This is a genomic window from Streptomyces sp. MB09-02B (assembly GCF_033794485.1).
Taxonomy (GTDB): Bacteria; Actinomycetota; Actinomycetes; order Streptomycetales; family Streptomycetaceae; genus Streptomyces.
Genome location: NZ_JARGEE010000316.1, coordinates 1 through 10,795 on the forward strand (window position 1 = coordinate 1; position 10,795 = coordinate 10,795).

7 protein-coding genes and 2 pseudogenes are annotated in these 10,795 nt (G+C 68.2%); all 9 read left to right on the forward strand.

Features of this window, described 5'->3' with window-relative positions:
• Positions 1 to 153: 153 nt before the first annotated feature.
• Positions 154 to 954: pseudogene (locus P1P70_RS32345) on the forward strand (thioredoxin domain-containing protein); the annotation flags it as partial.
• A gap of 56 nt (positions 955 to 1,010) precedes the next feature.
• Complete coding sequence (locus P1P70_RS32350; protein WP_319244136.1) at positions 1,011 to 2,669, forward strand: recombinase family protein; 1,659 nt, start codon at positions 1,011 to 1,013, stop codon at positions 2,667 to 2,669.
• 423 nt (positions 2,670 to 3,092) lie between these two features.
• Entirely contained in the window at positions 3,093 to 3,359 is a 267-nt protein-coding gene (locus P1P70_RS32355) for a hypothetical protein (RefSeq protein ID WP_319244138.1), read from the forward strand.
• Positions 3,340 to 3,858 carry a DUF6879 family protein gene (locus P1P70_RS32360; RefSeq protein WP_413471597.1) on the forward strand — a complete coding sequence of 173 codons (519 nt, stop codon included), beginning with the start codon at positions 3,340 to 3,342 and terminating at the stop codon, positions 3,856 to 3,858. The genes P1P70_RS32355 and P1P70_RS32360 overlap by 20 nt, the downstream gene beginning before the upstream one ends.
• A gap of 9 nt (positions 3,859 to 3,867) precedes the next feature.
• Positions 3,868 to 4,716: pseudogene (locus P1P70_RS32365) on the forward strand (helix-turn-helix domain-containing protein).
• 99 nt (positions 4,717 to 4,815) lie between these two features.
• Positions 4,816 to 5,016, forward strand: a complete 201-nt coding sequence (locus tag P1P70_RS32370; RefSeq protein ID WP_319244142.1) for a hypothetical protein — start codon at positions 4,816 to 4,818, stop codon at positions 5,014 to 5,016.
• Between the two features lie 537 nt (positions 5,017 to 5,553).
• A complete protein-coding gene (locus P1P70_RS32375) occupies positions 5,554 to 7,620 on the forward strand; it encodes a thioredoxin domain-containing protein (RefSeq protein ID WP_319244144.1) in 2,067 nt (688 codons plus the stop codon).
• A gap of 214 nt (positions 7,621 to 7,834) precedes the next feature.
• Positions 7,835 to 9,103: a glycosyltransferase gene (locus P1P70_RS32380; RefSeq protein ID WP_319244145.1), complete on the forward strand. Its 1,269-nt coding sequence runs from the start codon at positions 7,835 to 7,837 to the stop codon at positions 9,101 to 9,103.
• Positions 9,100 to 10,795 (forward strand): ArnT family glycosyltransferase (locus P1P70_RS32385; protein ID WP_319244147.1); only part of this gene is annotated, 1,696 nt, incomplete at its 3' end. The genes P1P70_RS32380 and P1P70_RS32385, both read left to right, overlap by 4 nt.

Sequence of the window (10,795 nt, forward strand, 5' to 3'; positions counted from 1 at the left end):
TCTTCTTCTTTTTTTTTTTTTATTGTCGGGGTGACCCCCGGATTCTACACAAGGCTGTCGTTTGGAGCGTCAGGTGTTTTTAAGGGGCAGCCTGACGGGGCGCGTGCCCCGTGCCGAACTGCGATTGTCGGGTACTGGGGAATGATGGTGCCCATGGCGAACCGACTGGCCCACGAGACTTCTCCCTACCTCCTCCAGCACGCCGACAACCCGGTCGACTGGTGGCCGTGGTCGGCCGAGGCGTTCGAGGAGGCGCGCAGGCGGGGAGTGCCCGTGCTGCTGAGCGTCGGGTACTCCAGCTGCCACTGGTGCCATGTGATGGCGCACGAGTCGTTCGAGGACCGGGAGACCGCCGAGTACCTGAACGAGCACTTCGTGTCCGTCAAGGTGGACCGTGAGGAGCGGCCCGACGTGGACGCGGTCTACATGGAGGCTGTGCATGCCGCCACCGGGCAGGGCGGCTGGCCCATGACCGTGTTCCTGACGCCGGAGGAGGAGCCCTTCTACTTCGGCACCTACTTCCCGCCCGCCCCCCGCCACGGCATGCCCTCCTTCCGGCAGGTCCTGGAGGGGGTGCGGGCCGCCTGGACGGACCGGCGGGACGAGGTCGCCGAGGTCGCGGGGAAGATCGTGCGGGATCTGGCGGGACGGGAGCTGAAGTTCGAGGCGGTCGACGTACCCGGGGAGGACGAGCTCGCGCAGGCGCTGCTGGGGCTCATCCGGGAGTACGACGCGGCGCGGGGCGGCTTCGGCAGGGCGCCCAAGTTCCCGCCCTCGATGGTGATCGAGTTCCTGCTGCGGCACGCGGCGCGCACCGGCTCCGAGGGCGCCCTCCAGATGGCACGGGACACCTGCGAGCGCATGGCCCGCGGCGGCATCTACGACCAGCTCGGCGGCGGCTTCGCCCGGTACTCCGTCGACCGTGAGTGGATCGTGCCGCACTTCGAGAAAGTAGCTGTCTAAGGTCCATCACTTCCGTAGCATTTCCCCTGAGAACTGAGGGGGTTGTGGTGCGCGAGGATCACGCGACGCTGGTTGGGTTGGGGCTCAGCCCTGAGGACCTGGAGGCCCTGGGACTGGACAAGCCCGCGACGGCCGAGCCGTCCGGACTCATGGACGCCTACCTGCGACGAAGCAACAAGAAGGAAGACCTCGCCACGCTGCGGGGGCACTTGCGGGACGTGGTGCGCTGGGCGCAGACGAACGGACTTCAGATCCGACACGTCTGGTTTGAACAGCTCTCGGCATCCAAGACCTACGTAAGACGCCGGGAGTTCGAGAAGGCCACCCAAGCGATCATGGACGGTAAGTCCAAGACGCTCGGCGTGTGGAAGACGGACCGCTTCGACCGGCGCGGCATGGGAGCGGTGGGTCGGATGCTCGACGAGTTCGACCGCCGGCAATCGCGGCTCGTCTCCGTTTCCGAAGGGCTGGACTCCTCACAGGGTGGCCGCATGGTCTTCGCGATCCTGAGCGAGCGTGCCAGGGAGGAAGCGAAGGACATAGCGAAGCGCGTGAAGATCGGCCATGACTCGCACAAGGCGGAAGGCCGAAGGGGAACGGGCAGGCCCCCGTTCGGTCTCTACAGCGCGCCCGGAAGCGGCAAGGTCGAACCCCATCCCGACGAGTACGACACAGCCCGCAGATTGGCGGACCTCTTGCTCGACAAGAAGACGACGAAGGACACCGCCCACCAACTCAACGAGGAGGGGTACCGGACCCGGAGCGGTGCCACCTGGTCGCCCACGGCGGTGAGCAAGCTGGCTCAGTCCCCGCTCTTCGCGGGCATGGTCCCGGTCCGGCGGCGCAAGACGGACGAGGACGGCAACCCCTTGGACAGTTGGGAGGGGTACGGCGAGCCTCTGCGCAATGAGAAGGGCGAGGTCATCATGTGCGGCAAGGGGGTCGTGACGCCGGGCGAGTGGTTCAAGATCAAGGCGCTCATTGCCGAGCGGACCGACGAACGGTGGGCGAAGGGGAAGCCGGAAGCGAAGTATCTGGGCACGGGGAGCTACCGATGCGGGCGGCTACGGGACAAGAAAGGCACGGGGGAGCTTGAGTCGTGTGGTGGCTCGATGAGCCACCGTGGCGGACGCTACCGGTGTGAGGTCCGGCAGACACGGGGCAAGTCCATCTGCGAGGGAGTGGTGACCCTCGCCGACCGCATCGACCACGCGGTTGGACAGGCTTGGATCCACCACATCACGGCCGTTGAACCTGGCGACCCGGTGGTCATCGAGATAGCCCGCCGGTGGCTCGCCTTCGCGGACCCCGAAACGCAGGCGAAGAAGGACGAGGCTCAGAAGGCCCTTGAGGCCGCTCAGCGGCGTGTGAAGAAGCTCGAAGACGACTTCTACGTGTACGGGAAGATGGACGAAGAGCGCTTCGAGGAGCTGAGCGAAGGACAGCGCGCCGTGATCGAGAGCACCACCGCGACCCTTGAGGCGCTGGACGCGGAGGCAGACCTCTCGCCCCTCACGCAGGTCGACACCCTGCGTGAGGCATGGGAAGCGGCGGATATGGCGGACAAGCGGATGCTCCTGAAGTGCGCCCTTGGAAAGAAGGGCATCACGGTCAAGCCTGCCGCGCGGCAAGGGGACCACACCCCGATCCTGGAACGGCTTGAGTTCGACTGGCTGTCGAAGAAGGACACAACCACCGAGAAGTGAGTTCGACGCACAAGGCTGGGCATCGGGAGGAGAAATGCCATCTGTGGGTGCTGACCCGTTGCCGCTCCTGCCCCCCGGTTCGGCTACGCCCCCAAGGATCGGGGAGAGCGGCCCGGAAGTTCCCGCGCGTGCCCGCCGGCGATCCCGGCCCCGGCTCGGAGAACGCGCCCTGGGTGCGGCTCCGTTTTTGGGATGCTCGACCCTTGTGCCTACTGGGCAAGGCCGTGTTTGGGCAGCCGAGGAAGGCACCCTTCAACGGGTCGATGAGCTATGCGAACGCCCCACGAAGCCCCCGACAGCCCACCCCTCGCCGGGGTTGGCTGTCGGGGGCTTCCTGTGTCTCTGCCTGCCCTCTTGCGCTGATCACGCGTAGGGGTGAGGTTCGTGCACGTCCGTGCAACCGACTCGGTAGAGGAGTGCCCAATGGCCCTAAAGTTCCTGGGGATTTGGCCCAACACACCGGATGACGGCTCGCCCACGATCTGGCTGGAGGAGGAGACGGGGGACCTGATCACCCAGTCATGGAAGGCGGACGAGGCGACGCTCCGGCAGGCTCAGGAAGTCGGCTCGGTGCCGGGTCACTCCACGGACGTTCCGGAGCACGAGACCGTGATCCGGCTGCCCGGCAACATGCTTCAGTTCATCCCCCGCCCGGACAGTGAGGTCAACGGTGGCAACAGCGGTACGTGAATGCCTCGCGAAGGCGCAGCGGTCAGCGATGCACCTGGAATTGCGAGACAGCTACATGCGGGATGACCCGGAGTTCATCCGCTGGCAGGAAGGACACCGGTACGACCCGGCCGACCGCGAGTCGTGGTGGCGCTCGTGGCTGGACGTGGTGGCCGAGACGACGGGCCGGGGTGTGGTCATGCGCCGGTTGCGCGTCGTCTCCGAGCCGCTGAGCGACTACGTGCGGTACGAGTACGACGGCACCTTTACGAACGTCGCAGCGGGAGAGGACGTGCGTTGGCTGCCCCGCTCGCGCGCCCGTGATCTGCTCCTCCCCGCGCTGGACGGGTGGGTCATGGATGAGGAAACCGTGATCCTCCACCACTTCAGCGGCGAGGGTCAGTGGACCGGCCCGCGCATGGAAGTCCACCACGACCCGGCGTTGGCCGCTCAGTACGTCAGGGCGTACGAGGCAGCGTGGGAGCGCGCGATTCCTCACGCGGAGTACCGGCCGAGCTGATCACGCACCATGGCTGTCTCTGCATCTTCCAGCGCCCAGCAGGCCCGGCAGGCCCTCGCGAAACGCCTTGAGGACATCTGCCGGGATGCTGGCCTGACGGGGGCCGATCTCGCCGAGCGCTGTGGGTGAAGCCGGTCCAAGTCGTCCCGGATCATGAACGCCCGTACGCCCCCGTCCGCTGACGACATTCGGGCATGGTGCGAGGTGTGCGGGGCCGAGGACCAGACCGAGGACCTGATTGCCTCGCTGCGGACGGCCGAGGGCATGTGGGTTGGCTGGCGGCGCATGGAGAGGGCCGGGCTCAAACAGGCTCAGGAGGCCCGCCTACCGCTGTACCAGCGGACCCGCCGTTTCCGGTCCTACTCGTCGTGGCTCGTGCCCGGCATGATCCAGACACAGCCGTACACCACAGCAGCGTTGCAAGCGATCCAGCGACGGCGCGGCCTGGTGGACGACGTGGCCGAAGCGGTGGCCGCCCGCATGGAACGTCAGCGAGTGCTGTACGAAGGTGACCGGCGGTTTGCGTTCCTCGTTGAGGAGTCGGTGTTGTGGGCCGGGATCGGCGGTGCCGAGGTCATGTCCGGGCAGCTTGGTCACCTGATCTCGGTTGCCTCACTTCCCAATGTCAGCCTGGGAGTTGTTCCTATGACGCCGGATCGGGAGCGCTGGCCGGCTGAGGGGTTCTGGATCTATGACGCGGCACAGGTCAACGTCGAGTTGATCTCCGGCTACCTCACGATCACACAGCCGAGCGAGGTAGCCATGTACGCCGATACGTTCGCAGAGCTGGCAGCGCTGGCGGTCTACGGGGCCCCCGCTCGTGCGCTGATCGCATCTGCCTTGGGTGCCCTTGGGTAACTCGCGTGCAACCTCGTGCAATCGCCTGGGAGTTGGGGTTGTGCTCTCCCTAGCGTGGTCGGTGTCGGACCACGTGAGGGGACAGCGACGATGGCGAGAATGACCAGGGACACCAACGCACGCAGGGACGAGTACGCGACGTTCGCCCCGCAGGGGGAGACGTGCCCGGAGTGCTCCCGGCCGATCGGGGCCCTTGAGCCCTGCCGCCGTGGCACCGTGGAACGACAGTCCGGCCCGCCCGCTGTGGTCTACCGGCACAGCGAGTGCGCCAAGCGGTACCGGCGGGCGGCCGGGCAGTGACGCCCGCGAGCCTCCGGAGTCGTCCTGTGCGCCCGTTGCCGGCTCCGGAACTGGGCACCCTCATGGATCTCACGCAGGACCCTGACGGCCCGTACAGGGGCTCTCCCGACGGTTGGTGGACGGAGCGGGGCGGGGCTCAAGATCCGGTCTCCGGGGTGGTCTACTTCCCGCCCGGCAGCAACCAGCCCCCATCCCCGTTCCGCTGCGAGCACACGTGAGGCGGATGCGCGCCCTGGTGCCGGCCCTCGCTGAGTTCCTGGCGTAGGTCCTCGTGGGCCTGGTGCTCACGCTGCACATCTAGGTTTCCCATCCCTTCCGTGATCGCGGCGGCGCGGGGCGGCAGGGGTGGGAGGACAGGCCCGGTCCCGGTCGCTGAGCCACAGAACAGCAAGCGCGCGGGGACCGTGGCGGAACAACGCTGCCACTCGCCAGCCGGTCCGGCCGCGCGAGCACTGAGCCGGCACCCCTCGGCCCCGTTCGTGTGCTGCCCCTGTGGCGCATGGACGGGGCGGAGGCGGGGTGCGCAAGGATGGGGGTATGCCCAACCGACTCGCGCAGGCCACATCCCCGTATCTGCTCCAGCACGCCGACAACCCCGTCGACTGGTGGCCATGGGAGACCGGCGCGTTCGAGGAAGCCCGGCGGCGCAACGTTCCTGTGTTCCTGAGCGTCGGCTACAGCGCGTGCCATTGGTGCCACGTCATGGCGCATGAATCCTTCGAGGACGACGACACCGCTGCGTACATGAACGAGCACTTCGTGTCCGTCAAGGTGGACCGTGAGGAGCGGCCCGACGTGGACGCGGTCTACATGGAGGCTGTGCAGGCCGCCACCGGGCAGGGCGGCTGGCCCATGTCCGTCTTCATGACGCCGGACGGGCAGCCGTTCTACTTCGGTACGTACTTCCCTCCCGGGCCTCGCCACGGGATGCCGTCCTTCCGACAGGTACTCGAAGGTGTTCACAGTGCGTGGACGAGTCGACACGACGAGGTGGGCGAAGTCGCCGCGAAGATCACCAGGGACCTTGCCGGGCGGGAGCTGAGTATCGAGTCCGCAGGGTTGCCCACCGAGGAGACTCAGGCCCTGGCGCTCCTACAGCTGACCCGGGACATCGAGCCCGCGAGCGGCTGGTTCAAGGGAGACACCAAGTTCCCGCCGTCGATGGTGGTCGAGTTCCTGCTGCGCCACCACGCGCGTGCCGGGTCCGTGGCGGCGCTGGAGATGGCAGAGGGGCTGTGCGGCGCGATGGCTCGTTCGAGCCTGTACGACCAGGTGGGAGGCGGGTTCCACCGGTACGTACTCACGCCGAGGGTCGGTGGACCTTTGGTACCCCACTTCGAGAAGATGCTGTACGACAATGCCCTGCTGTGCCGTGTGTACGCCCATCTCTGGCGGGCCACCGGTTCCGAGCTCGCCCGGCGCGTCGCCCTGGAGACGGCCGACTTCATGGTCCGCGAACTCCGCACGAACGAGGGCGGGTTCGCCTCGGCGCTGGACGCCGACAGCGACGACGGGACCGGTTCCGGCAAGCATGTCGAGGGGGCGTACTACGTCTGGACGCCCGAGCAGCTGACCGAGGTGCTCGGCGAGGACGACGCGGCGCTCGCCGCGTACTACTTCGGGGTCACGGAGGAGGGGACGTTCGAGGAAGGGGCGTCCGTGCTTCAACTACCGCAGCGCGAGGGCGTGTTCGACGCCGAACGGATCGAGTCGGTCAGGAACCGGCTGAATGAGGCGCGTGCGCGCCGGCCCGCCCCCGGCCGCGACGACAAGGTGGTGGCCGCCTGGAACGGCCTCGCCGTCGCCGCGCTCGCCGAGACCGGCGCCTACTTCGACCGCCCCGACCTGGTGGACGCCGCCATCGCCGCCGCCGACCTCCTCGTACGCCTGCACCTGGACGAGCGGGCGCGGCTCGCGCGGACCAGCAAGGACGGGCAGGTCGGGGCCAACGCGGGGGTGCTGGAGGACTACGCGGACGTCGCCGAGGGGTTCCTGGCGCTGGCGTCGGTCACGGGGGAGGGGGTGTGGCTGGAGTTCGCCGGGTTCCTGCTCGACCATGTGCTCGTCCGGTTCGTCGACGAGGAGTCCGGGGCGCTCTTCGACACCGCCGCCGACGCGGAGAAGCTGATCCGGCGGCCGCAGGATCCGACCGACAACGCCACGCCGTCGGGGTGGAGCGCGGCGGCGGGGGCGCTGCTGAGCTATGCAGCGCACACCGGTTCCGAGCCACATCGGAGCGCCGCCGAACGGGCGTTGGGCGTGGTGAAGGCCCTGGGGCCGAGGGCGCCGCGGTTCATCGGGTGGGGGCTGGCCACGGCGGAGGCCCTGCTCGACGGGCCGCGTGAGGTGGCGGTCGTCGGACCGGAGGGACATCCGGGGACGAAGGAGCTGCACCGGGCGGCGTTGCTGGGGACCGCGCCGGGCGCGGTGGTGGCCGTGGGGACCACGGACAGTGACGAACTGCCGTTGCTGGCGGACCGTCCCTACGTCGGCGGTGAACCGACCGCGTACGTCTGCCGTAACTTCACATGTGACGCTCCCACGACGGATGTCGACAGGCTGCGCACGGCCCTCGGATCACCCACGACGGGCGCAACCGGCTGAAACAAGCCGGTCAGTGACCGGGACAAGATCGAACAACTGGCTGGATACGGGCCGGTGTTCGGACACATCCGATTAGATGTTCCACCGAACGGAAACACGGTTTTTATCGGAAGGGTCCCCGGGATTCACAGTTTCCCCCTAGGCTCTGCACAGTTACGCGGCAGGGGTAACTCCCTGTCGCGCAGGGGGTATTGGGGATCTGGGGGGATCTTTCTTGCTGACGTCCGTCTTCATTGCCGTCGTCTCGCTGGTCTTGTTCTGGATGGCGGCCTTCACCCTGTGGTGGCAGATGCACGCGTGGCGAACGCCCGAAGTGCTGGCCTCCACCCGGTTCAGCAGACCGGACGGCGACGAACACGTCTCGTTCTCACTGCTGCTGCCCGCACGCCACGAACAGGCCGTGCTGGACCACACCATCCAACGACTGCTCGAATCCAGCCACGACGACTTCGAGATCATCGTGATCGTCGGGCACGACGACCCGGAGACCACCGAGGTGGCCCGGGCCGCTGAGGGGCGCGACCCGCGCGTCCGCGTGGTGGTCGACCACCACGCGAAGAAGAACAAGCCGAAGGCCATGAACACGGCGTTACCGCACTGCCGCGGCGATGTCGTCGGGGTCTTCGACGCCGAGGACCAGGTCCATCCGGAGCTGCTGTCCCACGTCGACCACGCCTTCCGCACCACCGGCGCGGACGTCGTGCAGGGCGGCGTGCAGCTGATCAACTACAACTCCAGCTGGTACAGCCTGCGCAACTGCCTGGAGTACTTCTTCTGGTTCCGGTCCCGCCTTCATCTGCACGCGCAGAAAGGGTTCATCCCGCTCGGCGGCAACACCGTCTTCGTCCGCACCGACGTGCTGCGCGAGGCCGACGGCTGGGACCCCGACTGCCTCGCCGAGGACTGCGACCTCGGCGTCCGGCTGTCGAGCGTGGGCAAGAAGGTCGTCGTCGCCTACGACTCCGACATGGTGACCCGGGAGGAGACCCCCGGCAGCCTGATGTCCCTGATGAAGCAGCGCACCCGCTGGAACCAGGGCTTCCTCCAGGTCTACCGGAAGAAGGACTGGCGCCAACTGCCGTCCTTCCGGCAGCGGTTGCTCGCCCGCTACACACTGATGACGCCCTATCTCCAGGCCGTCTCCGGGGTGATCATCCCCCTCAACGTGGGCATCGCGCTCTTCCTCGACGTCCCCGTCGGCGTCGCCTTCATCACCTTCCTGCCGGCCGTGACCGCCCTCGTCACCTTCGTGTTCGAGGTCGTCGGACTCCACGACTTCGGTAAGCAGTACGGACTGCGCGTCCGGTTCGTCCACTACGTCAAGCTCGTCGTGGGCGGCCCCTTCTACCAGGTGCTCCTCGCCTTCGCCGCCGTACGCGCCGTATGGCGTGAGCAACGCGGCCGCAACGACTGGGAGTTGACCAGTCACGTCGGCGCACATCTCGTGAACGCGAACGTGGACCGAGAGGACGTTCCTGCGTGACCTCCACACTTCCCGCGGCGGCCAAGACGGAAGTCAAGGTCCCCGCGCAGCGGACAGCTGCGCCCACAGCCGGTTCGGCAGGTCGAACAAACGATTCCTCTTCCGCTTCGCCCACGCCCGAGGCACCGCCGAAGCGCCTGCGGAAATCACGCCCCGACCTGCTCCTCTGCGGTCTCCTCCTCGTCGCGATCATGATCGTGCAGGGCTGGAACATCGCCGACTACCCGACCCTCAGCGACGACGAGGGCACCTACCTCGCGCAGGCCTGGGCCGTCCAGGAGGGCAGAGGCCTCGCCCACTACACCTACTGGTACGACCACCCGCCCTTCGGCTGGATCCAGCTCGCCGTCCTGACCTGGATCCCCGCCCAGCTCGCCCCCGAGTCGATGACCGTCGGCTCCATGCGCGGGGTGATGCTGCTGATCAGCGCCGTCAGCGCCGTCCTCGTCTACGTCCTCGGCCGCCGTCTGTCGCTGCCCCGCTGGGCCGCCGCCCTCGGCATGGCCCTCTTCGGGCTGTCCCCGCTGTCGGTGGTGCTCCAGCGGGAGATCTTCCTCGACAACATCGCGGTGATGTGGACGCTGCTGGCGTTCTGCCTCGCCGCCTCACCCAGCCGTCACCTCTGGCACCACTTCGGCGCCGGCATCGCCGCCGCCGCGGCCGTGCTCACCAAGGAGACGATGCTCCTCGTCCTGCCGGCCGTGCTGCTCACCATGTGGCGGCACAGCCACCGGGACACGCGGAAGTTCGCCATCACCGGCGCCGTCACCGCCTGCACCCTCATCGGCATCTCGTACCCGCTGTTCGCCCTGCTCAAGGGCGAGTTGTTCCCCGGCGCCGGCCATGTGTCCCTCTGGGACGGCATCGTCTACCAGATGAGCCGCCCCGGCTCCGGCTTCATCCTCACGGAGGGCACGGGATCGTACGGCGTCCTGCAGTCCTGGCTGTACTACGACCGCGTACTGCCGCTCGGCGGACTCGCCGGCGCCCTGCTCCTGTTGGTCACCTGGCGCTGGTCGGTGACCGCGCGGGCCCTCGCCGGCCCCGCGCTCGCCGTCGCGATCCTCGCCGGAATGGCCCTGCGCCCCGGCTACCTCCCCGCCATGTACGTCCTCCAGGCGCTGCCCTTCCTCGCGCTCGTCCTCGCGGGCGGCACGGCGAGCGTCACGCACGGCGTCCTGCGCAGATGGCGCGGCGCGACGGAGCGCAGGCCCGTGACCTGGGCGCGGTACGTCCTCGCGCTCGCCCTGGCCGCCGCCGCGGCCGCGTACGTCGTCCCGCGCTGGTACGACGGCAACCACACCGCGATGACCTTCGACGCCAACGCGCCCTACCAGCAGGCCGCCGAGTGGCTCGGCCGGGAGGTCGACGACCCGGCGGACACCCGGGTCCTCGTCGACGACGCGCTCTGGCTCGACCTCGTCCACGAGGGCTACCAGCCGGGCCTCGGCGTCATCTGGTTCTACAAGGCCGACCTCGACCCGGCGGTGACGAAGACGATGCCACGCGGCTGGCGCGACCTCGACTACGTGGTCGCGTCCCCGACCGTACGGCGCGACGCGGTCGACCTGCCCAACGTCAAGGCCGCGATGGAGAACTCGACCCCGGTGGCCACCTTCGGCACCGGCGAGGACCGGATCGAGATCCGCAGGATCGAGGGAGCGGGGGGCGGCGACCGGGCTCGCGAGACGG